The 23,038-nt window shown below is 60.0% G+C and carries 18 protein-coding genes; 6 read left to right on the forward strand and 12 right to left on the reverse strand.

Annotated elements, in window-relative coordinates; all coding sequences use genetic code 11:
* The first annotated feature begins 45 nt into the window (after nucleotides 1-45).
* The 3 genes from GNK13_RS07300 to GNK13_RS07310 all read left to right on the forward strand — a co-directional run bounded on the left by GNK13_RS07300 (nucleotide 46) and on the right by GNK13_RS07310 (nucleotide 3,971).
* A complete protein-coding gene (locus GNK13_RS07300) occupies nucleotides 46-1,299 on the forward strand; it encodes a putative DNA modification/repair radical SAM protein (RefSeq protein ID WP_164101848.1) in 1,254 nt (417 codons plus the stop codon).
* Nucleotides 1,299-2,780, forward strand: a complete 1,482-nt coding sequence (locus tag GNK13_RS07305; RefSeq protein WP_164101849.1) for a UdgX family uracil-DNA binding protein — start codon at nucleotides 1,299-1,301, stop codon at nucleotides 2,778-2,780. The genes GNK13_RS07300 and GNK13_RS07305 overlap by 1 nt, the downstream gene beginning before the upstream one ends.
* Before the next feature lie 126 nt (nucleotides 2,781-2,906).
* Entirely contained in the window at nucleotides 2,907-3,971 is a 1,065-nt protein-coding gene (locus GNK13_RS07310; protein ID WP_164101850.1) for a transporter, read from the forward strand.
* 11 nt (nucleotides 3,972-3,982) lie between these two features.
* On the opposite strand, the gene GNK13_RS07315 is transcribed toward GNK13_RS07310, so the two are convergent.
* The 7 genes from GNK13_RS07315 to GNK13_RS07345 form a co-directional block, all read right to left on the reverse strand.
* Nucleotides 3,983-4,171: a hypothetical protein gene (locus tag GNK13_RS07315; RefSeq protein WP_164101851.1), complete on the reverse strand. Its 189-nt coding sequence runs from the start codon at nucleotides 4,169-4,171 to the stop codon at nucleotides 3,983-3,985.
* A gap of 232 nt (nucleotides 4,172-4,403) precedes the next feature.
* A complete protein-coding gene (locus tag GNK13_RS07320) occupies nucleotides 4,404-6,899 on the reverse strand; it encodes a 4Fe-4S binding protein (protein WP_235934882.1) in 2,496 nt (831 codons plus the stop codon).
* A 54-nt stretch (nucleotides 6,900-6,953) separates the two neighbouring features.
* Nucleotides 6,954-8,276 carry an FMN-binding protein gene (locus tag GNK13_RS07325; protein WP_164101852.1) on the reverse strand — a complete coding sequence of 441 codons (1,323 nt, stop codon included), beginning with the start codon at nucleotides 8,274-8,276 and terminating at the stop codon, nucleotides 6,954-6,956.
* A 179-nt stretch (nucleotides 8,277-8,455) separates the two neighbouring features.
* On the reverse strand, nucleotides 8,456-9,919 hold the full coding sequence (locus GNK13_RS07330) for a TIGR04222 domain-containing membrane protein (protein ID WP_164101853.1): 1,464 nt from the start codon (nucleotides 9,917-9,919) through the stop codon (nucleotides 8,456-8,458).
* Between the two features lie 203 nt (nucleotides 9,920-10,122).
* On the reverse strand, nucleotides 10,123-11,259 hold the full coding sequence (locus GNK13_RS07335; RefSeq protein WP_164101854.1) for an aldo/keto reductase: 1,137 nt from the start codon (nucleotides 11,257-11,259) through the stop codon (nucleotides 10,123-10,125).
* 234 nt (nucleotides 11,260-11,493) lie between these two features.
* Nucleotides 11,494-13,113: a LamG-like jellyroll fold domain-containing protein gene (locus GNK13_RS07340; RefSeq protein ID WP_164101855.1), complete on the reverse strand. Its 1,620-nt coding sequence runs from the start codon at nucleotides 13,111-13,113 to the stop codon at nucleotides 11,494-11,496.
* A 528-nt stretch (nucleotides 13,114-13,641) separates the two neighbouring features.
* Nucleotides 13,642-14,688, reverse strand: a complete 1,047-nt coding sequence (locus tag GNK13_RS07345; protein WP_164101856.1) for a formylglycine-generating enzyme family protein — start codon at nucleotides 14,686-14,688, stop codon at nucleotides 13,642-13,644.
* A gap of 266 nt (nucleotides 14,689-14,954) precedes the next feature.
* On the opposite strand from GNK13_RS07345, the gene GNK13_RS07350 reads away from it, so the two are divergent.
* Complete coding sequence (locus GNK13_RS07350) at nucleotides 14,955-16,601, forward strand: M14 family zinc carboxypeptidase (RefSeq protein WP_164101857.1); 1,647 nt, start codon at nucleotides 14,955-14,957, stop codon at nucleotides 16,599-16,601.
* A 22-nt stretch (nucleotides 16,602-16,623) separates the two neighbouring features.
* Here GNK13_RS07350 and GNK13_RS07355 read toward each other — a convergent pair whose 3' ends face one another.
* A complete protein-coding gene (locus tag GNK13_RS07355) occupies nucleotides 16,624-17,025 on the reverse strand; it encodes a hypothetical protein (protein ID WP_164101858.1) in 402 nt (133 codons plus the stop codon).
* A gap of 197 nt (nucleotides 17,026-17,222) precedes the next feature.
* A complete protein-coding gene (locus tag GNK13_RS07360) occupies nucleotides 17,223-17,651 on the reverse strand; it encodes an arsenate reductase ArsC (RefSeq protein ID WP_315852973.1) in 429 nt (142 codons plus the stop codon).
* A gap of 820 nt (nucleotides 17,652-18,471) precedes the next feature.
* Here GNK13_RS07360 and GNK13_RS07365 point away from each other — a divergent pair.
* Both GNK13_RS07365 and GNK13_RS07370 read left to right on the forward strand, forming a co-directional pair.
* Nucleotides 18,472-19,836, forward strand: a complete 1,365-nt coding sequence (locus GNK13_RS07365; RefSeq protein ID WP_164101859.1) for an alpha/beta hydrolase family protein — start codon at nucleotides 18,472-18,474, stop codon at nucleotides 19,834-19,836.
* 205 nt (nucleotides 19,837-20,041) lie between these two features.
* A complete protein-coding gene (locus GNK13_RS07370; RefSeq protein ID WP_235934885.1) occupies nucleotides 20,042-20,485 on the forward strand; it encodes a VOC family protein in 444 nt (147 codons plus the stop codon).
* Between the two features lie 52 nt (nucleotides 20,486-20,537).
* Here GNK13_RS07370 and GNK13_RS07375 read toward each other — a convergent pair whose 3' ends face one another.
* From GNK13_RS07375 to GNK13_RS07385, 3 genes are all read right to left on the reverse strand, one after another.
* The gene (locus GNK13_RS07375) at nucleotides 20,538-20,741 is read right to left on the reverse strand and encodes a hypothetical protein (RefSeq protein WP_235934886.1); all 204 of its coding nucleotides are present in this window, start codon (nucleotides 20,739-20,741) and stop codon (nucleotides 20,538-20,540) included.
* A gap of 96 nt (nucleotides 20,742-20,837) precedes the next feature.
* Nucleotides 20,838-21,071 (reverse strand): hypothetical protein, encoded by a 234-nt coding sequence (locus GNK13_RS07380; RefSeq protein WP_164101860.1) that lies wholly within the window; start codon nucleotides 21,069-21,071, stop codon nucleotides 20,838-20,840.
* A gap of 449 nt (nucleotides 21,072-21,520) precedes the next feature.
* Nucleotides 21,521-22,921, reverse strand: a complete 1,401-nt coding sequence (locus GNK13_RS07385; protein WP_164101861.1) for a DHA2 family efflux MFS transporter permease subunit — start codon at nucleotides 22,919-22,921, stop codon at nucleotides 21,521-21,523.
* Between the last annotated feature and the right edge of the window lie 117 nt (nucleotides 22,922-23,038).

Here is a 23,038-nt window from a genome sequence, read left to right on the forward strand (position 1 = left end):
TCGTTGTCCCCCAGGCAACCCCCCGCCAGGAGTGTGGCTGCTGCCGTGGATATTCGTCAAAAGTTAGCTGTGCTTGCCGATGCCGCGAAGTACGACGCGTCGTGTGCCAGCAGTGGCTCGAAGAGCACGCGCGAGGGCTCGAAAATTGGCAGTACCGAGGGCATGGGCATCTGCCACAGCTATACCCCCGACGGCCGATGCGTTTCGCTCTTAAAGATCCTTCTCACCAACTACTGCATCTACGACTGTCAGTACTGTGTCAATCGAATCTCCAGCGATACGCCGCGGGCTCGGTTCACGGTCGATGAAGTCGTCGATCTGACGTTGAGTTTCTATCGACGCAACTATATCGAAGGTTTGTTCCTCAGCTCTGGAATCATTCAGAACTCCGATTACACGATGGAGCAGCTCACTGCGGTCGCGAAGAAGTTGCGCAGCGAACATGGCTATGGTGGCTACATCCATCTGAAAACGATTCCCAATGCGTCCCAAGCGTTGATCGACGAAGCGGGACGCTGGGCGGACCGCTTGAGCGTCAACATCGAATTGCCCACCGAACGGGATCTCGTGAAGCTCGCTCCCGAGAAGAAGAAGCCGGAGATCGAGGGTGCGATGAATGGCATCCGAGAGAAGATCGAGGAGTACAAGCAAGAAACAAAGGCAGGATTCCAGCCGCCACGTTTCGCCCCGGCTGGTCAAAGCACTCAGATGATTGTGGGTGCAACGGAGACACCGGACCTAAAAATCCTCGAGACGGCTTCGTCTCTCTACAGTACACAGCGGTTGCGGCGGGTCTACTACTCCGCCTACAGCCCCATCCCGCATGCCGATGCGAGGCTGCCGGGGCAGTCGCCGCCGATGGTCCGCGAGCACCGGCTGTACCAGGCCGATTGGTTGCTGAGATTCTATGGTTTCGACGCCAGCGAGATCGTTGCTGGTGCTGATCAGAATCTGAATCTGGAAATGGATCCAAAGCTGGCTTGGGCGTTAGCAAATCGGCACTTTTTTCCCGTCGATGTCAATCGGGCGAGTCGCGAGGAACTCCTGCGTATCCCGGGGATCGGCGTTCGAAACGTCGATCGAATTATCAAGCTCCGCCGGCATCACAAGATCGCGACAGAGGATTTGAAGAAACTCCGCGTCAGTTGGAATCGAGCAAAAGTGTTCGTAGCGACGGCTGACCATAACCCGGGGCTCGCGGAGTTAGACAAGCTGGAACTTGGGAAAAAAGTTCAACCTCCTAGCCGGCAGTTGCTGCTGTTCGATGCTGCGGCGTCGGCTTTGACAGGTGAGGTTTGATGCGTTTCGCAGAGGTCGACTCGTTTGATCAGTGGCGAGCCGAGGCACGGCGGTTGCTTGCGCTGGACGTGCCGCCCGCCGACGTGCACTGGTCGACGGCTTCGGCTCAACCATCGCTTTTCGATGATGCACCAGCCGAAGCGAGTCATCGGCCACACCGCAGCGTTTCAACCCCATCACCCGCGTTCACCGTTCCGCCAGCCTTTCTGGAGCTCGCCCGCGAGGTGGCCTGTCATCGAGATCCAATCCGCTGGCAGGTCCTGTACAGTGTGCTGTGGCGGTTGCTGCATGGCGAGCGAGCCTTGCTGAAGGTGACGGTCGATAATGACGTTCTCCGGTTAACCCGCATGCGCAAAGAGGTTACCCGTGATGTTCACAAGATGAAGGCGTTCGTTCGGTTTCGCAAAGTCACCGACGGCGATGGAGAAGAGAGCTACGTTGCATGGCATCGCCCCGACCACCAGATCGTGCGTCTCGCAGCGCCATTCTTTTCGCGTCGCTTCCCGGCAATGCACTGGTCGATCTTGACTCCCGACGAATCGGTCCGCTGGGACCAACGTGAGCTGCACTATGGCCCCGGGGTTCCAGTATCGGAAGCCCCAAATGCAGACGCGCTGGAAGAGGTTTGGAAGACGTACTATGCGTCGATTTTCAATCCCGCTCGGTTGAAGGTCCGGGCGATGAAGCGGGAGATGCCGGTACGGCACTGGGCAACGCTTCCCGAGGCGGGGCTCATCGAAGAGCTTCTTCGGGAGGCGCCGAAGCGGGTCGGCGAGATGATCGAGCGAACCGAAGGGTTTGAGCAGACGGCAATGCACTACATGCCGGCCGAACTGGACCTAGCATCCCTGAGGATGGCCGCCAATTGTTGCACCGCTTGTCCGTTGCACGGCCCGGCGACACAAACCGTCTTTGGTGAAGGGGGCGAGAATGCGCGGCTGATGATCGTCGGCGAGCAGCCGGGCGATCAGGAGGATGTCGCGGGGAAGCCATTCATTGGGCCCGCAGGGCAACTCCTGGACGAAATATTGGGTCGAGCCGGAATTGCTCGGCACGACGTGTACGTCACGAACGTGGTTAAGCATTTCAAGTACGTTGCAACCGATTCCCCCGGTGCGTCATCACGCGGCACGCACCGCCTGCATCAAAAGCCGAACTCACGGGAGATTTTTGCTTGTCGGCCATGGTTGGAGGCGGAGATTGCGACGATCCGCCCCGAGGCGATGGTGTGCCTCGGAGTTACCGCGGCTCAAGCCCTTTTCGGACGCGACTTTCGCATGACGCAGCAACGCGGGGAAGTGCTGCCAACGGAATGGTGCGCAAACACCATGGCCACGTGGCACCCGGCGGCAATCCTCCGCATGCCAGACCCGGCGCGGCGGGACCAGATGCGAGAGCAACTTGCGGGTGATCTTCGATTTCTCTGGAGCATGCTCGACCGCCCGCCCTCTTCCGAACTGCCGCCAGCCTCATCGCATTGAGCCGTAGGTCTGGCCGTAAAGTCAACGCTGCCAATGCAGGCCATAAGGGCCGGTTTTTTGGGCCGCGTATGGTTGCACTGGCGGAAGGGACAGCTTTTTCACAAACCGAAGCTGGCTGCCACGCCGATGTTTGCGGTGACCGAAAAACTCTCAGCGCTCGATAATTCGAAGCGATCGGCACATCCCGCACATTCTCGCACTTTCGGTGGCCGCGTCATCATGATCGTTCGCACAGCTTCCCTTCGGCTAAGGAGCGCGGCAGCCGCTTTGATCGCGACCGCCGTGACTGTCGCCGCCCCTTCGCAGGCAGCAGTGGCTCAGGATCACGCTTCGTCGATCTCGCCCATGGGCCGTGTAGGCGGCCTCGGGGATTCGGGGGCTTCGGGAACCGGTTTTGGCCCCTGCCCGTGTCAGCCTCGGAAAACGCTGCTCCAGTGGAGCTATGGTACGAGCTTCTCCGGGGGCCCGGATCTCGATGAGCCGATCGTCACCGATCGTCCCGATTTCACCGAAGCGAGTTCGACCGTAGGCCGAGGAGTGGCGCAGTTGGAGCTCGGTTACACCTACTCGTATGACGACGCTGCTGGGACCACCACTAAGAGTCATTCTTATCCTGAACCGCTGCTGCGTTACGGCATCTTTGCCGATTGGCTCGAGATGCGGGTCGCCTGGAATTATGCCGACGAAGAGTCTGCCGGCATGAGTGCATCGGGCAGTGAAGACCTTCTTCTCGGATTCAAGGTCGGTCTGACGCCACAAGAAGGTATTCTGCCCGAGATGGCGATCATTCCTCAGTTGAGGGTGCCGACCGGAGCTAGTGCGTTCACGGCGGATGAGACTCTGCCCGGGTTTAACTGGGTCTATTCATGGGACATCAGTGATCTCATCTCGACGGCAGGAAGCACCCAGTTCAACCGCGCTACCGACGACAGCACGAGCGAAGCCTATACTGAATGGGCCCAATCATGGACCGTTGGTTATTCGCTAGCCGAGAGGGCCGGAGCCTATACCGAGTGGTTCGCGTTTTTTCCCCACAGCGCTGACTCCGCGCAGCCGGAGCACTATTTCAATGGCGGTTTCACGTACCTTCTGAGCGATGATGTCCAGTGGGACATCCGCTCGGGGATCGGGCTCAACGATGCCGCCGATGACTACTTTGTCGGAACCGGTCTCGCGATTCGTTTCCGGTAAGCGACCGGCGACTACTTCTGCACGGCACCTGCCGATGGAGGGGTCGGCTCGATTGCCGTCCCCCAGTGGGCCATCATCAGAATCGCACCCGCGGTTCCGTCCATCGGAAGCGACTCGCTCGCGCAGCACCACAGCTGAGCAACCACGAAAACGACAACAAAGTGGTGAAAACCGATGTCCTCCATTTCGGCAGGTGGCATCGGTGGGTTCCTGTCTCGTTGCAACAGGCTAATGCGGCACTCGAAAGAGAGCGACGCGGTGTCGCCTGGCTGGTTCGCAAAGAGCGAAAAAACATTCCCAGCTATCTCCTTTTCCCCGAGGGACAGTATTTTACCCGTTCGTTCGCGGAGGGCTCGATCATCTGCTCCGTCTCTCCCAGCTCGACGTTTTCGCCGACACGATCTCGCATCCAGAACACGGCGACCTGATCGACTACTCCAGCATGCCGCCCAAGCCAAAGGGGTCGGCATCGGCAGCGGGATCGTCCTGTGATTCCGTGGACGGTGCAATCTTCACGCGATCCGCCTCCGGTAGTTGTCCCAGGTCGGGACGGCTCGCGGCGGATTCTGGCACGAAATAGCCTGGCTTCACGCGTTGCGCCGGTTGGTCCGTCGCGCGTCGAAGCCTCTCTTGCTGACGCAGTTCAATGTAAGAACCTGACATCAACCGATCTTCCTTGCCTTCGCCCGCCTCAACAATAATCGCCGACTTGGAAAGCAAACGCTTGTCTTTGACATTGATCGCGTAGCATCGCGTTTGGCAGAGCCCGCAGCCGACGCATGCGCCATCCCGAACGACTGGAGCGAGGTATCCGCTGCCGGCGATCGGCTCGCCTGCCTCATTAGTTTCCGTCCCGACTTGAGTGTATTCAATGGCGTGGTAACCGGCTGCATCACATTCTTGAACGCACAAGTCGCAGGCTTCTCGACCCACGTGCGGCAAACAGCTCGATTCGTCGACGATCGCCAGCCCCATCCGAGCGACCCGTTTTTCGGCCAGCGGCAAGGCGCGGATGGCACCGGTCGGACACACCTGGCCGCACGCATTGCAGCTTGACTCGCATCCTGCCCAGTCCGCATTGACCGCCGGAGTCCAAAGTCCCTCGAGTCCCTGTCCAAAACCTTGTAGCTGCAAGACGTCGTTCGGACAGGCTTTAAAGCATTCTCCGCAGCGAATGCACATCTCCAAAAATGCTTTTTCAGGTACGCTGCCGGGGGGACGCACCGGATGAATGCGTTCCGGATCGTTCAGTCCCGTGCCCAGGGCCCGCGTGGCTGCGGTGATTCCTACTCCGCCCGCGATAGCCGCTGCGGTGCCGCCCGCGAGCGAAAGGAATCCGCGTCGCCCGATAGAAGTTTCACCGGTCGGCGGATCATTGTTTACTTTCAACTGTACTAGATTGCCCCGCTCGACAAACTTGATCGCGTGCGTCGGACAGACCCCTGCACAAGTTTGGCAAAGAGTGCAATCGGTGCCGCGGGTCGTGAAGTCCGGCTTGATCGCATCGAAGGGACAAATTTCGACGCATTTGTTGCAGTGGATACAGCTAGACTCCACCTTCCGTTCGGTCAGCCGAAACAGATTGCCGAGCGAAAACGTCGCCCCGCTCGGACACACGTATTTGCACCAGAAGCGAGGCCGCAGGAGGCCGAGAGACAGCACCCCAAAGAACATTGCGAGGGAGACGATATGCCCGAGGTGGATCGGTGGCACAAGATGCCAGCCTCGAGCGATCCCATTCTGCAGCGGCCCCCCGAGGACAAGCATTCCCCGGGTAATCACCGGAATTGCCGCGACATATCCCGAGACTAAAACGCCACAGACGGCTGCTATTAGAGTCCCGAGCAGCAGATAATATTTAATGTGGACCCACCAGCCCTCTTCCGCAACTCGGAAGCGGGTCACGCGGCGACCGATCGACCAATCGAAGAGGTCGATCAGAGTCCCCAGCGGGCACACGTAACCACAGAACCCGCGCGGGACCAGCAGACATAGAATCAGAATGACTGCAGCCGAGCTCAGCGACCAAACCCAACTCCGCGAGGCAATCGCCGTGGAAAGACTGACCAACGGATCAATCACCAAAAACAACTCCGCTGGCAGCCATTCCTTGCGCTGCAGATTGTCTGCGTAGTGACTGGGCCAGGCTGTCGGGTCGCGAGAGAGGAGTTTCCAGTCCGCCGAGCTGAGCAGAAAGCGGTCGACGGTCTCGCCGCTGAGCTCCTGCAGCGGCACAAACCGAATGTGATCGCTGGAAACTTCATCCAGCCGCATCGCGATCGGATCGGACGCAGCCCTCGCATGCTCTAGCGGCACGCCGCCGCTCTCTTCGATAGCGTAGGTGACGCTACCGGGCTGCAGCCACGAAGGTACCGATGTCGCTTCGAACTGAATCCGTCCGTCCGCCTGCCCAAATTCAGCGAACCGCCAACCCAAAGATTCTCGAACTGCAGCTGGGGGACGTGCGTCGTACGGCCAGGCGACCGCGAAGAACAAGCCGAGAAAGGCCGCGAAACAGACAGTCTGGCTTAGGCGGCGGACGGGCGCCGACAGCCAGCTAATGCCAAGTCGTCGCAGCCCCCGCCGCGCCAACCCGCGTTGTTTCGTTTGGCGGTCGGAAAACAGCGATCCCGGAAGGACGCGGACCGCCAATTTGCCGAACCACCCCCTCCGCTCCGCCTCTCCAGGTCGCGTGCGGCGCAGGACCGGTAGAAAACAGTCGAGCCGCAACAGGGCCCGCGATCCGGAGCGACGGCTCGCGGACGCCAGCACCAGCACTCCCGTACCGCATAACAGAACGCCAACAGCGAGGAGCACCGAGAGGCCGAAATCCATTACCCTCGCCGCCAGGATCAGCCGGCCCGCGAACGCCGTTAGGATCCCACCGACAATCGCAGCAGAAACGCCAAGAACCTTCGGGTATTTCATGTTCGCACCAGGTGCGTGCCTCTCGGCTGGCTGCCATTGCTGCGGCTCACTGGATCACTCATTGCCAGCAGCCCATGCACGAGCGGTCGCGTTCACGATGGCTTGAGAGGTGATCGTGGCACCGCTGACCGCGTCCACATCAAGATGTTGTCGGTCAATGATTCGGCGGGGCGTATCTTCAAGGGCGGAGTAGAACTGCTTCTCTTGGTGATTTGTGACTTTCACCGAAGCAATCCGCCCTTCTTGAACCTCGACCGCAATGGTCATCGGTCCGTTATAGCCGGTGCTGACGCCGGTATAGGTTCCGCTGGGAGTTTTAGAGACCTCGAACTGGTCAAATAGCTTGACTGCTTCAATGCTCTCTCGGGCTCTCGCCGCATACCTCGCCGCATAGTCTTCGTTGCGATGATTTTTGGAGCTGAGCACTCGCTGGTAAAATTCGATCGCTTTCTGAGGTTGTCCAGCTTGTCGTAATGCATCGCCAGCCAACAGGAACGCCTCTGCCGCTTGCGACGTTGTGCTCGCAGCAGTGGCTAACTGGACCGCTCGCTGAGTTTCCCCTAAATCGCCGAATAATTTGATCGCTTGGATCGGCAGCTGTTTGGAGCGAAGCATCTCCATCGCCATCGCCCGGTTGCCTAGCCGCCAATAGCATTCTCCCAACAGGACCCGATCACGAGGCGTCGCGGATCCAGCCGACTTGCGAAGCCAAAACGCCGCACGCGGGTAATCCTGCAGCAATTGAAAGTACATTGTGCCGAGCGTTCGCATGTCGCGCTCAAGCAGCGCCGGTTGATCCGCATGGAGCGTCATGCAGTAGTGCACCAGCTTGATGCCAGATTGCCAGCGATGCGGGTTGGGGTTGATTACATCCCAGATGTACTGCCCCATGTTCTTTTGGTTGTTCCATCCTTCTCCGGGCGGCTTGAGAGGCCAGTCGAGGTCCAGCGTGTCAGGGTACTCGAGCGCGACCGAATCATACCACTCGGGAGGCGTCTGCCCTGCTTGTTCGATGAGCCGATTGATCTCTGCAGGAGACCGCGTCCTGGGGCTGGTTTGAATGCTCTCGGTGGATGATTTCTGAGGCGTCGGCTGTGCGGACGGAAGGGGAGTCAGCACATGCCGTTTTCCGCTGAGCGTCACGGCATGCACCCGGTCGAACGGATAAGTCCGCGTTGTCACGCGTTCACCGATCTTCGCCGAAAAGTCGAATTCCTTGTCGTTTTTGCGAATCGCCGTAACTTTGCCTTGCAGCTTGGACCCGCTGATAAACTCGACCTCATCCTGCGCATCCGCGTCGCCAGTCAAGACGGTCAAGCATACCCAGCCCACAGCCCAAACGGCTTTCAGAACACCATGGGTTATGAGATGACGCATGTGACGAGTATCCATGTAGAAAACAAGGTTTTTGCCAGTGCGATAAATGCTCTTCGCAGCATTGCGTGGCTCTTCGAGATCGTGGATCGGATGTCCTCGCGTTCTTCGTGGCTGAACGAACCGTCGCCGCGATAATTTTCTTTCCGCAAGATTTTAGCCATGCGTCGCGCACCGGAATCCTAACCACCACAGCCCCCACAGCCGCCGCCCCCGCAGCCGCCGCCCCCGCAGCCACTGCAACCGGCTCCGCAGCCGCCGGTTGAAGACCCTCGGCCAACCGACGGCGCGAGCGAAGCGAGCGGCGTAAAACCTTCGATCCCCGCCACCGCTGAGGTTCCGAGTAAGGCGACGCTCATCGCCAGCATGGCAGGCTCGGGGTTCGATTTGCGACTTGCTCCGGTCTCGATCAAGCTCTTGGCATGTTCGAGGTATTCTTTGCCCCGGGGCGTCGTCCGAGACCGTCTAATGTTCAAACCAATCGCTGCGATCGCAAACACCAACATCATGGCCAGCAAGTAGCCAATCTCTTCGCCGAGCGCTAAGCCTTGCACCAGACGCAGACCGCCGATCGCACCGATGAACACTGCAATCCAAGTCCCTGCCCTGCTCTGTTGTCCGTATGGATGCCGCAGCCCTTTTTCCTCGAGCCTCGCTTCGATGTGTTCGAAATGAGGCTTGACGATTTCCATCAGCTCGCTCGTCGGCTTACCCGATGCAATCGCTGAGTAGAGGTCGCGGTCGATCGCTGGCTGTGTGGGCGGCGCTCCAACCACCTTGAAACTGCTGTACCACCACAATCGCTTGGAGGCTTCGATTCGTCGATCTGCGAATAGCCGCGTCAGAGCGACGTGTGCTAACCGAGACCCGCCGCCCGCCAGCACGGCAAGTTCGTCCGTGCTCAGTTTATTTGCCTCGCCGATCCGGGGGTCGTGGTCCTGGGATACCGAGCGGGAAATGCGGAGTGCAAGCATCGCGATTAGCCCGAGCAAGCTAAACGCCGCGTAAAAGATTAGGAAGGCGGTGCCACTGATATTGAATGGAAAAATAAAGCCTATGGCAGGAGTCGTCGCAACCTCGCCGGCCAGCGCGTTGGCCACCACGAGGCTGGTGGGTGGTCCGGCGATACAGCAGGCAATCGCCCCCCCGCCTACCAGGGTGAGACGCTTAGGGATGGCCCACTCGCGACCGGCGTTCATCCATCGGAACTCGCCAGCGTGGGCAAACCGCTGCGCCGTCGGCGGCCAGATGTCTTGTGGAGGTTCGCTTTCGAAAACCCTCCGGTAGCTGTCGAGCGTCGCTTGATACCAGTCTCGAAATTTGCCCCCTTCTTCGGGACCGCCGGCTGTCGGCTCATGATGCAAGGGGCTGCCGAGCGTCTCGCCGCAGAATCGTTCCCAGTAGGAGCGCGTGTACGTTAGGTGCAGATGCCACGCCTGATCGACGTCTTCGCTCGGCGTCACTGGGTGTCCGCTGCGCATCGCGAGAATGCAGAAACGGAGGTACTCACGCACGACGCGACTCGCGTAGCCCACGGTCCAGCGGTTTTCGCGAGCCAACCGATCGACGAATCGCAACGTCTTGCTGTCCGAGTCAATCTCGAACGCTTCGACCCGTGCGACGTATTCTTTCAACGATTCGTTCATGCAACCTCGCTGCTCGATCCGACAGCCGGGAACCGCCACCGAACGGCTCGCTTCCCTGATGCTGCAGCACGCATCTGAGGAAGCAAACCTCGCCAGCCATTGCGTTTTACCGGCTGAGCCGCGCGAGAGCAATCAATCTCGGCCCCATCTCCCAAATCCAAGGGCGACCGAATGCGCGGAACGCGGAACGAGCGGCGTTGTGCCTACACCGGAACCGGTGCGTTCTCGGCGATCAACCGCTCGCGTTTGAGTTGTTCCCAGAGCTCCGTCGGCGTTTGAGTGACGACCGAGAGCACGTTCTCGATGACTTGTTCACCGGTGCTGGCGCCCGGAATGACGGAGCTGACGACTTTCGGGGCGCTGCAGAACTGTAACGCCACGGTGCGGAGATCGACTCCATGCTCGCGGGCGATTGCAGAGATCCTTTCGCCTTTTTCCCGAATCTTGGGGGGCACTTTCGGCTGGTAGTTGTACCGCTCTTTACCTGCCAAGTAGCCGGAGTTCAGCGGCGCACCGACGACGATCGATACGCCTTGTTCATCGCACTTTGGGAACAGTCGATTCAGCGCATCTTCGTGGTCCACGACGGAGTACTGTGTCGCTAACAGAAACAGGTCCGGGTCGGCCACCTCGAGGGCCCGTAGGCATGGTTCAATCGTATTCACACCAAAACCCCAGGCTTTGATTATCCCCTCGTCGCGCATTCGGGTCAGCTCTGGCATCGCTCCTTTCGCCGCCGTCTCGAAATGCTCGGTCCATTTGTCTCCGAAGTAGTCAGGTGAAAGGTCATGGATAAACACGATGTCGAGCCGCGAAAGCCCCATCCGATGAAGACTCTCCTCCACTGAACGACGCGTTCCTTCCGCGGTGTAGTCGATGTGAAAATCGAACGGCGAAGGAGCTTTCCACATCGTTTCAGGAGCTTTTTCGGCCGGTGTGAGGATACGGCCGATCTTGGTCGAAATCACATACTCGTTGCGAGGTTGGTCAGCTAAGAAATGGGCCATTCGCCGTTCGCTGACTCCAAGTCCGTACCAAGGGGACGTGTCAAAGTATCGCACGCCTGAATCCCAGGCAGCCTGCATGACCTGGTCGGACTGCCTTCCCGTGAGCGGCGCAAATGCAGTGCCGATCGCCACTCCACCCAAGCCGATGCGGAACGGCGGGCGATAGTGCCCACTGTCCGACGACTCGTTCATCGGCAGGGCGCCACCGGCCGGACCGATGGCGCGATTCGCTTCTTCGTCAGCAGCCGCCGGCGCACCGGACGCGGGCGTTCCAAGTGTGCTGGCGGCAGCGGCAAAGGCGGCAGTGCTGAGAAAGGTGCGTCGAGTGGGCATTGCTCGGGACTCCATGATTGCGCCGGCGGAGTTGCCAATGCACGCGAGTGACAACCTCAGATCCCCCGGACCGGTGATCGCTGCCTGGGGTTCGCAGCACACCGAGTGCCACCCGCCACCGCCGCGATCCTCGTCTCAAGCGGACGCGGACTCGTCGCGAATGTCAGAGGCGCTCCGGCCACCATGTGGCGGAGGGTCTTCTTTGAGAGGAGACAAAAGGGAAAGCTGCCCTCCTCACTCTTCGGGACTCGTCATCGCAAGCGCTGCGATCTCAGCGACGCCGAGCGCACGGCGGTAGATTCGGACATCCGCTAGCTCGCCACTGAGCGGACCGTTGGTGCCGTGGCCGAGACGTAGCGGTTGGTCCGCGTCGACCTCAAAGCTCGCAGCGTCGAAGGGCGGAGTCTGAGCAACCTGCTTGCCGTCGACATAGAGGGTCAGCCGATCTGCGGATTTGACCGCCGCGATCGCGTGCCAGCCCGGCGATATGGACCGCTCCCAGGCGGCTTGCTGCCCGGCGGAGTACGCGAAGATCTTTCCGGAGGGGAGCGTGCTGGCGAATGCCTGGCCATCATGTTCCGCCATCGTCCAGACCCGGCGGTATTTCACGTCCGGCGTGAGCTCGAGTCGGGCGAGCTGCTTCCATGCCGTTCCACCTTCGTAGCTGTAGACCTCACCGAGCGGCAACGTGCCCGCAATCAAACGGCCATTGTGAACCATCATCCCCATGACTTCGAGCTCCTCGCCAAGGCGGCCGACATCGGTCCACCGATCGATGCCGTCAAAGCGATAGACGCGCCCGCTAGGCCAGGTGCCGACATACATTTGGCCTTGGTACTGGGTGAAAGAATAGGTTTGAGTGTTGTCGCCGAGTTGCCCGCAGTTGGTCCACCTGTCGCCGTCAAATCGGTAGACGTGCCCACCGTCGTAGCTCCCGGCATAGATGTGCCCGTCGTGGACCGTTAGCGGCACGACCCGCCGCGGTTCCTTGTTCTGGGTCTGCGGGTCGATCCCCTCCGGCACCGGGAGCGCCGTCCATCGCCCCTGCCCTTCATAGCGAAAGAACCCGGCCGGCTTGTACAGCGACGAGGCATAGAGTTGGCCGCGGAACACGACCAACCCGCCGACGGCCTCGGTCTGGGGCAACTGGCCGCAATCGGTCCAGCGAGTGCCGCCTTCGTAGCGAAACACCTTGCCTCCGAGCACAAGGTTCTCCGATTCCCGCAAAGCGGAGCCAGCCACGCGGTACTTTCCGGTGCCGACATATAGCTTGTCTTGATGGACCGCCATTGCGGTTACGGCGTTCGACTGATCGGGAGCGCCACAGTCGATCCACTCGTGGTCGCCCGCATAGCGATAGACCCGCCCCGATTCGTTCTTTTCCGGCTCGCAGGTGCCGGCAAACAACGAACCCTCGTGGACAGCCATCGAAAAAGCGAACAGCGCATTGCCTGGTCGGCCGCAATCTCGCCACTCGGTCGCCCGGTCGTCGTCGATGCCGAACTGCAGGTGCCGTGCGTTCGGCTGGTTTGATGTCACGCCTGAACTGCTCTTGAGCGTGAGGTGGTAACCACGCCGCGTCCGTGCGTCGTAGCGGCAGAGCAGGTCGCCCGTCAGTCGGTCGAGTTCGTCATCCACCTTCACCCAAGTTGCGATCGAGAAGTCGCCCTGGCCCAACTCGGGCACTTCCTCGGCAGGAATCTCCCGCGGTTCGCTCACCTGCGGCCAATGAGCGGCCAAGCCGCGGTCCAGTTCAATCGAGTTCTGTGCGTCGCGCTGAAGCGGAGTCTCTGCCTGGCCATCAGCCGAAAAAGCCAGGAACAACACAGTCAGAAGAAGTGGTCTGCAGTTCATGTCCGGTTCCCTACCCCGTTTTGCGCGAAGTTTGCTTCCGTTTTATTGACTCTAACGAAAACGATGTGCGTGAGCTTATGCCTGTAAATTGCCGAAAGATGAGGGAAACACGAAGGACACGAAGGACACGAAGAGCACGAAGGAAAGGAGTTGATCTGAACCACGGATAACGCGAATGATACGAACTTTTAGCCGTCGGATCTCCCATTCATCCGCGTTCTCTGTGCTATCCGCGGTTCCTCCCCCTTTCCGTGCTTTTTCGTGTCCTTCCGTGGCCACCCTTCGTGTTATTCGTGGTTGTTTCTACGGTCAGGTGCGCACATCGATTCCGTTAGAATCAGCATAATCTCAACTGTACGGTCGGCATTGTACTCGCGAATGCTGGACATCCCTCCGTCGGCGCCAGGCATATAGTGTGGTGGAATTCCATTGGCGGATGTTCACAGTACCATGCCGGGGAACTTTCTGGTCTCATGGCTCAGCGACCGAAGATGCTCGCCCACCATCCTTGGGGCGTGCGCGCCGCGATCACTCGTGGCTGCGTGGTAGGCCCAAGCAGATACGGAAACCGTCCCGCGAGTCGGAATAGTGGGGACCGGCGAGTCCGAGCCGCACGGCACAGCGGGCATTGCCGGGAACATCGAAGTAATTGCCTCCTCGGCAGACCGGCCGCGGATTTTCCTCGACCGTATAGAGTTGTTCGTGGCCTCCTTCGGCATCGAAGTGGTCCAGGATGACTTCCCAAACGTTGCCGCACATGTCGGCTAGCCCAAATCCGTTGCGGCCTCGTTCGCCGTAGTGATCGACCGGTGAGACGAACGCAAAGCCGTCGCTCCACGGAGCACTCGCCAGCGGCCACTTCTGATTCCGGTCGGGCAAGAAGTCGACCGCAGAAATATTCAAACGCCCTTCCCCCTCGCTGAGCTCGTTGCCCCACCAAAAGTAATTGCTTTCGGTGCTCCCGCCACGGCACGCATACTCCCACTCGGCTTCCGTGGGAAGGCGATACTCCAGTCCTTCTGGCAGCCGCCCCGCCTCGCGCTCGTGGTCGGTAAGCCACTTCGCGAAGGCTCGGGCGTCCGACCAACTGACGCACACCACTGGGAAATCGTCGCGCAGCGGAAATTGAAAGTTTGGATCGCGCCAGCTCTTTCCACTCATCGGTTCCCACGGATGAGTCACCGCGGTCGTCAGATTGTAGCTGGTCCACTCGGGGTTGAAACACTGTGTGTGCCCGCCCGGTTTCTCGGCATCGGTGACATACTTGGTCTCCTCCACGAACCGCCGAAACTGACCGACGGTGACTTCCGTGCGGCCCATCCAGAACCCATCCGACACGCGCATCTTGCGCGGCTCTTGCCCCTCGTACGACTCACGCTCGGTCCCCGGTGTGGCTCCACCTTCGATTCCTGTGGCCCAGCTTTTCTCTTCCGGCGTACTGCCCATCAAGAATTCGCCGGGCGGGATGTACACCGTTTCCAGCAATACCCCGCCACCGAGGTCTGCTCGCTGGACGCTGCCCTGCAGCGGCTCGTCGCCGCGCGCCGCGGCAATCCCGACGCTGCTGATGGCCATCGCGCATAAACTCAACACAACTCCAGGACGCATGGTGCTTTCCTATGAAGGCGGTGACAGAGGTGAGATACAATGCAGGTGAGATACAATGCGATTTAGCACAGCTGCGGAGGCATCGGCCTGTGTGCTCACTCAGACGGATTGTAACCAACTTCAGACCCGGTGGTTGCACGGATCGTAGGCTGCGCAGCAGCGTGGCAGCGGTCTGTTCAGCCCGGTAACATCCAGGGGCAAGCTCCGTCTTCCTGCGCCGTGGAGAATTCCCGATGTGGTTCTGTCGCCGAACGCTGTTCTTGATCCTCTGCTTGCCGTCAGCTTCCCTTTTGGCCGAGGCGCCAGGCCCTCCCACCGCAGGCCCGCCCACCGCAGACCCGCCCACCGCAGACCCGCCCGAACGTGTTCATCGCATATCGCAGGAGGAGTACGAGGCGACGCTGCACTACTGGGCTCGTCAACATCCCGAGACCGTGACGCTTGAGCGGGTCGCCGAGTCGAGCGGCGGAATGGGCATCTTCCTTCTGAAAATCACGAACTCCGATGCAGACGACCGAGACAAACAGGTCGTCTTAATCACGGCGCTGCACGGCGGCCCTGAACGCTCCGGTTCCACGACGGCGCTGCACTTCATCGAATGGTTGTTGAGCGAATCGCCGGAAGCTCAAGAGACGCGGCGCAAGCAGATCGTGTTAGTGATGCCAATCAACCATCCGGAGGCGTTTTTTCAAACCGACCGTTTCCGCAACCCCGCGAACATCGACCCCTATACCGGAGGTGGACCTCAGCACTGGGACCTTACCCGATTGAAATACACCTCGGCCGAACAGGCTCCGGAAGTGCAAGCGGTGCTAGAGGTCGTCGATCGTTGGAAACCCGAAGTCCACGCGGACCTGCACGGAACAGGCCTGCAAGAGTATCCGCCGGAGAGGCTCGGCGATCGCACGCGGTATCAGGGCCAGACGATGTTCGAGGTCACCGGTTCCGCGTATTCGAACTTTGCGCTGCGACCCTGGGACTGGCGAGTGACCGAGGCGATGGTCCGTGCCGGCGAAGAGGCCGGCTTTCCCTCCGACCGCTTCGAAGCGGATGCCCAACGTTCGCTCGGTGGCCCTGCGATGGCTCCGCTGGCCGATCGCAACTGGCCCGGACAGGCAAATTTCTATACGGCCCAGTACGGCTACGCCAAGTATCACACGATGGTGACCGCCCTGGAGATTGGCTGGGAACAGAGTGGTTTGGCTCGCCTGCGAGGATTGTTGCGCATCGGCAACGGTCGATGGCAGAGCGAGCCTGAGCTGGGATACCCCGTCGATCGCGTGCAGGCCTTCGCTGGACACTACGTGACCTCTTACGGCCGCACTGCCGCTGCACGACGACGAAGCCGCGTCGAACTATGGCAACAACAGGGCGGCTTCACCCAAGCAATGCTCTATCCTCAGACCGATGGCCGCGACACGTACTTCGTTGCTACATCCCCGGCCGCCGCCAGCGGTTTTCAGAAAGAGCTCGATCCGTTTTTTGCCTCGATTGCGCAACGTCAAGACATCGATTTCGAATCGTTTCATCGCTTCGTTCGCCGAGGGCCCGAGGTCCAACTCGCGGTGGCTCCGGGAAGCCTGCCGAGCGAACTCCCCCCGCCGATTCAGCACGGCATCGGCTTCCGGCTGCGATTGCCATATCAGGATTTGAGAGTCGACGCAGTCATGGTCAACGGTCAGCCGTTGGAGCAGGACGCGGAACATGGCTACCAAAGCTGGCTAGCAAACGGTTACACGCAGGTTCAGGTGAATTTGCCCCCCGAGGTCTCGGCCCACCAAGATCTATTTCTAATCACCTGTGAATACACGCCGAGTGAGCAACGCCGGATCGGCTGGACCCCTCCACCGGAAGTGCTGAAGCAACTCCGCTCCAAATGAGGACCGGGTATGCGTCGGGCTGCTAAGAGAGGATCTCTGCGTTGGGCAGTCCCGCGCGAAGCAGTTCGATTCCATGGGGTGTGAGCTGCGTGTCCGCCACGTCGATGTAGTTCAGAGCCATGCCGACGAGAGTGGCAACCGCTGCATCGGTAACTTGCGTCCCGCACAGGTTGAGTCGCGTGATTCGAGGGAGCTGCGCGATCAGCTCAATCGCGCGGTCGGAAATGGCAGTCTTCCAGAAGCTGATCCCTTCGAGATTCGTAAGCGGCAGTAGCGCTTCGACGTCAGCGTCGGTGATCTCTATTTGGCTGAAGTTGATGTCCACGATGTCCTCGTCCGGGATCTCCTGCCGGCTTCGAAAGGGTTCGCCGAGGAACGTGAAGCGAACTCCTCGGTCGGTTAAGGCGATCAAAGCGGCATCCATCGAATATTTCTCGAACTAAAACCGTTGTATTAACTTTCCGGCGAACTGTAGAGAAGTTTCGAGAGGTTCTTATTTTCAAGGCGGTGGAAGGCGAGGTCTGATTCCGCTGCGGTGACCGGATCAGCTGTTTTCTCGTCGAAACTGATCCAAGAACGTGCGCATGAACTGCTCACGCTCGGCGGCCAGACGCCGGCGCCTTACTTCTCGGCCAGGTAATCGGCGATCTTCTGCCGGATCTCGTCTCGGACCTTCCGGAAGACCGCGAGTTTTTCGTCGTCCGTACCCGTGGCATGAGCCGGATCTTCGAACGGCCAGTGCAGTTGCTCCTTCGCCCCAGGGAATGCAGGACAGGACTCATGGGCGCTGCCGCAGACCGTGACCACGAGGTCGAACGCTTCGTCGGCATATTCGTCCAAGTGCTTGCTTCGCGGGTTGGTCAAGTCAATCCCTTCCTCCCGCAAGACCTCGATCGCCAGCGGGTGAACGTAGCCAGCCGGACGCGAGCCCGCGGAGACGGCTCGCCAGTTGCCGCCTCCGAGCTCGTTCCAGATGCCTTCGGCCATCTGTGAACGGCAGGAGTTTCCTGTGCACAGAACGAGGACTCGCTTCGTCATAATTCGCAACATCTCAGAAGGTGAAAAACCGTTCGGGGCCAGGTCCCGTCTTGCTTAAAAATCGGGGCGGTTCCGGCGGTGGTCGTAGCTAATTTTGTAAGGTTTTAAGGCGTTGAACGGGATGCTCAACGCGAACGTCAACAATTCGCCCCTCGTGCGTCCGATGAGCGGTTGCTGCCACTCCCCTCAACGCGACGGCCCGCCGTCCTGCGATCGCGTCCTTGAGAACCGTGTCCAATTGCCCCAGCCGGGTCTGCTCACTCGAAGATCTTATCGACTCCGAGCCGTTTTGCCACCGATTTCTCGATCTGTCGCAGATGATGGGTTGATTAGCTTTTCCTGCAGATTGTCCCGACCGATCGATCGGCGTATCTGATCCTCGGCGTTGGTTTCACCGCCAGGCACGCCCTGTCGCCCCCCTGATGCCACTTTCTCCGGAGCTGCAGTTTGCGTGCCCGGGACCGGTTCGTTCGTTGCCTCGCGAATCGAACGGCCCCTATGGACGAGATTTGGTAGGCGGCTCGCATCTGCCGATTAACCAATGTGATGCTTCCGTATCTTGAGGCACTGGCGCTTCGCTGGGCTTGCCCATTTCGCACGGTACATTCTGAGGCACCGGCGAAGTTGACAGCGGATTACGGCCGGGCCTTTTCACATCGGCGTATTCGGCGGTCCGTTCGGTGCGTGGGCGCCGATGAGCTGGCGTTTTCGCGTCGCTGCTCGGGTGATAAAATACGGCAATGACCGCACGCCAGGAGGTCACGATGAAAGAGACCGACAGGCAAGCAGAATGGGCACGAGCTTTACCCGACGGGAAGCCGCTGGAGTTATGATGAAAAAGACCCGACGGCACTGGCGGCGCATGGTCCGTCCCGGAATCATCGCCATCGCTGTGTGGATGTTCGCTCTGGTCATGCCCGCCTTCGGGCAAAAGCTGGACATCGAGAAAGAACGCGTTATCCAAAGCGGGCGGCCTGACGGGCGACATGCGAGCACACGGGGATTCCTGCAGCACTTGATGCGTAACGCCAAACCCAAACTGGCGTTCAACCCGGAATTCACGCCGGAGGAATTCGAGCTGTGGCGGCTGCAGGTGCGAGCCAAGCTGTTGGAATTGATGAACTTCCCCGATCCGGTTCCTCAACCTGCCCCACGCAAGCTTTGGGCCCAGGAGCGCAAAGGTTACGTGCTGGAGAAATGGGAGCTCTATCCCGAGCCCGGCAGCGTGGTTCCCTTTCTCGTGCTGATTCCGGAAAACGCTACACCCGAGAATCCCGCGCCCGCGGTCATGTGCCTGCCGGGTTCGTCCGGCACTAAAGAGAACCTGGCCGGCGAGCCGCCGCTGGTGGCGGCATTCGAGCCGGACGATCGCAACCATGACGGCTGGCTTCACGCCGAGCGCAATCAGCAGGCCGTGCAATTCGCCAGGGCCGGGTTCGTTGCGGTGGCGGTCGACCACCCGGGCACCGGCGAACTCTCCGATCTGGCGATGCATCGTGGCAGCACCATGGACGATCGCAGCACCCTGTCCCGCTACCTTATCGACATGGGCCGCAGTTATATCGCCCTGTCCGTATTTCAAAAGCGTCGGATTCTGACCTGGCTCCGCGAGCAGCCGTACGTCGACGGCCAGCGTGTGGGCGTGAGTGGTCATTCACTCGGAACGGAGTCGCTGCTGGTGCTGGCCGTGCTTGACCCGCAGATTCAAGGCATTGTGTGGAATGATTACCTCGCCTCCACGATCCAGCGGGCGAAAGTCAGCACCATGCCGAACCAGCGCGGCGTCCGACCGGCAGCGAACTGGCTGGGCCACAGCATTCCGGGCCTGTGGGAGTGGTTCGATTACCCTGATTTGGTCGCCGCCTTGGCGCCACGTCCACTGATCGTGACCGAAGGCGGGCCGACTCATTCCTTGAACCTCGTACGCAAGGCTTACCAGATCGCCGGAGCTGCGGAGAATGTTTCGATTCACTACTATCCACAATACCATGATCCGGCCGATCGACGGGATGGAAAGCCCATCCCGGAGGGCCTGAGTTCGGCCGAATGGCTGGACTATGCCAATGTGCATGCTGCCCATCACTACTTCAAAGGTTACCTCGCGGTTCCCTGGCTGACTCGCCAATTCCAACTGCCTGATCCCGGTGAAGTCTATCCGCCAGCGCCGCCCGAGGCCGCGCAAAAGCTACCGAAGTGAGAGCAAGGGATCGGGCTGGGCCTTCTGCAGGTTCTACTACTTCGCGTTCTACGTGATGCAGAATGCCAAACTGAACCGGCGATGTTGTGAACTAAAGCGGAGCTGCGATGGTTGCTTTTCCACCCGTGCCCGCTGCTAACCACTATTGCAAGCCATGCAAGTGGCCAATTACGGACCTGCTCGTTCATGAAATCAAGGAAATGATGTGACCCTGAAGCGGATGGATAACGTCGGCATCGTGGTGGAATCCCTTGATACTGCCATTTCTTTTTTCAACGAGCTTGGCATGAAGCTCGAAGGGCGAACCACAATTGAAGGAGAATGGGCCGGGCGAGTCACGGGACTCAGCCATCAGCAGGTTGAGATCGCCATGATGGTCACTCCTGATGGTCATAGTCGGCTCGAAATCTCGCGATTTCTCACGCCCCTTGCAGTCGCCGATCACCGGAATGCCCCTGTGAACGCTCTCGGCTACCTGCGCGTGATGTTTACGGTGGACGACATCGAGGAGACGCTCGCCAGGCTCGGCACGCACGGCGCGCAGCTCGTCGGCGAGGTGGTTCAATATGAGAACTCGTATCGGCTCTGCTATATCCGAGGCCCCGAAGGGCTTCTCATCGGTCTCGCGGAGCAGCTGGGACATTCCTGAGAATTTCGCCGCTGGTGTCTCCCCGTTTTGCTCGTCGCGGCACTTCTCTGTTCTATTCCTTCCACGCACCGAAAGCGGCGAAGCAGCTGTTCTTGTGCAGTAGTTCGACGTGAGCAAATCCGACGCGGCGGAGCAGGTCCAGTTGGTAGGTGACTGGCCGTGGTGAATCTTGTCGCTCAATGTAGTCGAACACTTTCTTACGGTACTCGCTGCCCCCCCCCTGCCCCTCGAGATATTCACCGTAACGAGACCACATCAACTCGTGGATCGGCTCGGTTTCTCCAAAGACGCATTGCCACAGCCCAATCGCATCAAGGCCAGCTTTCGCTACACGCTCTTTTGCGTGACTGGCTCAGAGCACGCGGAAGAGACGGTTGTGCGTCATGGGCAGCGGCTTCGACACGGTCTTCGGTGGCTTGATCTTGGTGTCAAGCGTCCACCTGAGGAAGGAACGGGCGAAGTCTGTGGCGTTGGTGTCGGATGTCAATTGGTTTTGCGCGTGCAGGGCACGCGGCGTGGCCAGCGCGGCAGCAGCGAGGCTGGAGCGTCGGAAGAAGGCGCGGCGGTTGGAAGGGGCAGGTTTCATGGCGTGGTTCCCGTTTATCGTCGTTCTTGGAACTCGTGTCAGGGGCGATCTCGCTGCCGAGGTTTTCCGGGTCGAGGTAGCGCCGCCAGTTGGCGACGAATGCCGCGTCCGAGACGCCGCGCGTCAGCGATTGAAGTTCGTGCGTCGAGATCGTCTTCACCTCAGGCCGCCCCAGCCACCGGTGCACCGCTTCGATGCTGCCGAACGCGCCGTCGCAAAGTCGAATGATGAGATCGCCCAGCGACATCGGTCTGGTGCCTAACCGCGACTACCTTCGCAACACGATTCGCAGATTCGGTGGCAAGCCGAACATTGCAGCTTCCCACGAACATCGACGAGTCGACCGCCGCAAACAGGGCAAGCGGGATCGGAGGGCGGTGCTTGGTGTTGGCTGGATTCGTTCGACATCATTAAGTCAATGGCGGCATAGATGCTACGAGTGCTAAGGACTATATCTTACTCGATGTAGACGGACGGGTAGAGCGTTTCAGCATCGCAGCGGAAACCATGGTGAGCGAGGAGATGATCAGTAGCATGGCGAAGGCCCACCAATAGGCTCCGCTCTCACCGCCGGCCCGAGCCAGCACAATCACTAGCCCGATTGTTCCAATCGCACCGCCAATCCGCTGAACCAAGTTCACCAGCGTCGCGGCGTCACCCATCTGCTCGGAGCTCACCGCGCCATATGCGGCCGTCATGGCTGGCATCTGCGCCAACGCAATCCCCACACCGCGCACTCCCAAGAGCAAAGACAGGACCATCAGGGAGGGGGTGGCGTTGAAAAGGAACGGAACGGTCGTAGCGACCAATAAGCCGGCTCCTGTGATCGTCACCAGTCCCGCGCCAGAACGATCGGTCCATATCCCGCCGACGGGCAACGCCACGGCGCTGCCCAGCCCCATGACGAGCAGCATCAACCCTGTCTCGGTCGTACCTCGTCCCCTAGCGAGCTGGAGATAAAGGGGCAAAAGCAGCAGCCCACCATACATATTGGCTCCGGTAAACCCGGTGGTGACCGTGGCAGCAGCAAACGTCGGGCGGCGCAGTAAACCGAGATTGATGAGCGGGGCAGCCACGCGAACCCTCGTGAGGGCGAAAACGAAAATCATCGCGGCACCGACAAGAGCGGCGGTTGCCGGTAACAAGGTGGCTCCAGCCGATCCGACCTCGGCGGCACCGAAGAGAAGAAGAGGAAGTCCAATGCCGAGTAAAACGAGCCCGCATCGGTCCAATGGGCGACTCGAATCACTTGAACCGCCGGGTACAAGCCCACGAGCGACGGCCAGTGCAGCGAGACCAATCGGAACGTTAATCCAAAACAGCCATCGCCACGAAACGACCTCGAGCAGCAGGCCGCCGACTGCGGGGCCCACCGCTGGACCGAGGCTGATCACAAGCCCAAGGAGGCCAAACAGTCTCCCAAGCTGAGTCGGGCCAGCGACCGATCCGATCACGGCTTGGCCAGCCGGAACCATGATCCCTGCGGCAAGCCCCTGCAGAACGCGCCCACCAATGAGCGCCAGCGGCCCGGGAGCGAGCCCACACAACGCCGAGGCGGCGATGAACGCGAACAACGATATCGCCCACAGGCGACCATACCCGAAACGGTTTCCCAACCAACCCGTTGCGGGGAGCGAAACTGCCAGCGCCAGGAGATAGCCCGTCGCCACCCACTGCACGACGGGTAGCGTCGATGAAAGGCTGTCGCGAATGGACTCCAGGGCGAGGTTCGCAAGCGTCGAGTCGAGCATCGCCAAAAACGCACCCGTCCCAGTCACTGCCGCGATCTTCCATGTGCGCACTGGAATACCGGGTGGAGTTGCTTGGCGATCGTCTTCGGTGTTGGTCATCTGCTGTTGCTAGTTTGTTTGGCCGCTGACACCAATAAACGCCGCTTCAGCGAATTGATCAACGCCCCATCCCCGAGGGGAGCATCGGCCGCGCGTACACCGGTTCTTCGGATTCAG

Origin of the sequence: Candidatus Laterigemmans baculatus, from assembly GCF_010367455.1 — a bacterium.
In the GTDB taxonomy this organism is placed as follows: Bacteria; Planctomycetota; Planctomycetia; order Pirellulales; family Pirellulaceae; genus Laterigemmans; species Laterigemmans baculatus.

Coding starts and splice junctions, on each gene's coding strand:
- GNK13_RS07355 (WP_164101858.1), bottom strand. CDS start 17,025: ATGGATGCCGCTTTGATCGCCTTAACCGACCGAGGAGTTCGCTTCACG.
- GNK13_RS07330 (WP_164101853.1), bottom strand. CDS start 9,919: ATGAACGAATCGTTGAAAGAATACGTCGCACGGGTCGAAGCGTTCGAG.
- GNK13_RS07350 (WP_164101857.1), top strand. CDS start 14,955: ATGTGGTTCTGTCGCCGAACGCTGTTCTTGATCCTCTGCTTGCCGTCA.
- GNK13_RS07325 (WP_164101852.1), bottom strand. CDS start 8,276: ATGCGTCATCTCATAACCCATGGTGTTCTGAAAGCCGTTTGGGCTGTG.
- GNK13_RS07360 (WP_315852973.1), bottom strand. CDS start 17,651: ATGTTGCGAATTATGACGAAGCGAGTCCTCGTTCTGTGCACAGGAAAC.
- GNK13_RS07335 (WP_164101854.1), bottom strand. CDS start 11,259: ATGCCCACTCGACGCACCTTTCTCAGCACTGCCGCCTTTGCCGCTGCC.
- GNK13_RS07385 (WP_164101861.1), bottom strand. CDS start 22,921: ATGACCAACACCGAAGACGATCGCCAAGCAACTCCACCCGGTATTCCA.
- GNK13_RS07380 (WP_164101860.1), bottom strand. CDS start 21,071: ATGAAACCTGCCCCTTCCAACCGCCGCGCCTTCTTCCGACGCTCCAGC.
- GNK13_RS07365 (WP_164101859.1), top strand. CDS start 18,472: ATGAAAAAGACCCGACGGCACTGGCGGCGCATGGTCCGTCCCGGAATC.
- GNK13_RS07315 (WP_164101851.1), bottom strand. CDS start 4,171: ATGCCACCTGCCGAAATGGAGGACATCGGTTTTCACCACTTTGTTGTC.
- GNK13_RS07305 (WP_164101849.1), top strand. CDS start 1,299: ATGCGTTTCGCAGAGGTCGACTCGTTTGATCAGTGGCGAGCCGAGGCA.
- GNK13_RS07345 (WP_164101856.1), bottom strand. CDS start 14,688: ATGGCCATCAGCAGCGTCGGGATTGCCGCGGCGCGCGGCGACGAGCCG.
- GNK13_RS07340 (WP_164101855.1), bottom strand. CDS start 13,113: ATGAACTGCAGACCACTTCTTCTGACTGTGTTGTTCCTGGCTTTTTCG.
- GNK13_RS07310 (WP_164101850.1), top strand. CDS start 2,907: ATGTTTGCGGTGACCGAAAAACTCTCAGCGCTCGATAATTCGAAGCGA.
- GNK13_RS07320 (WP_235934882.1), bottom strand. CDS start 6,899: ATGAAATACCCGAAGGTTCTTGGCGTTTCTGCTGCGATTGTCGGTGGG.
- GNK13_RS07375 (WP_235934886.1), bottom strand. CDS start 20,741: ATGTGGTCTCGTTACGGTGAATATCTCGAGGGGCAGGGGGGGGGCAGC.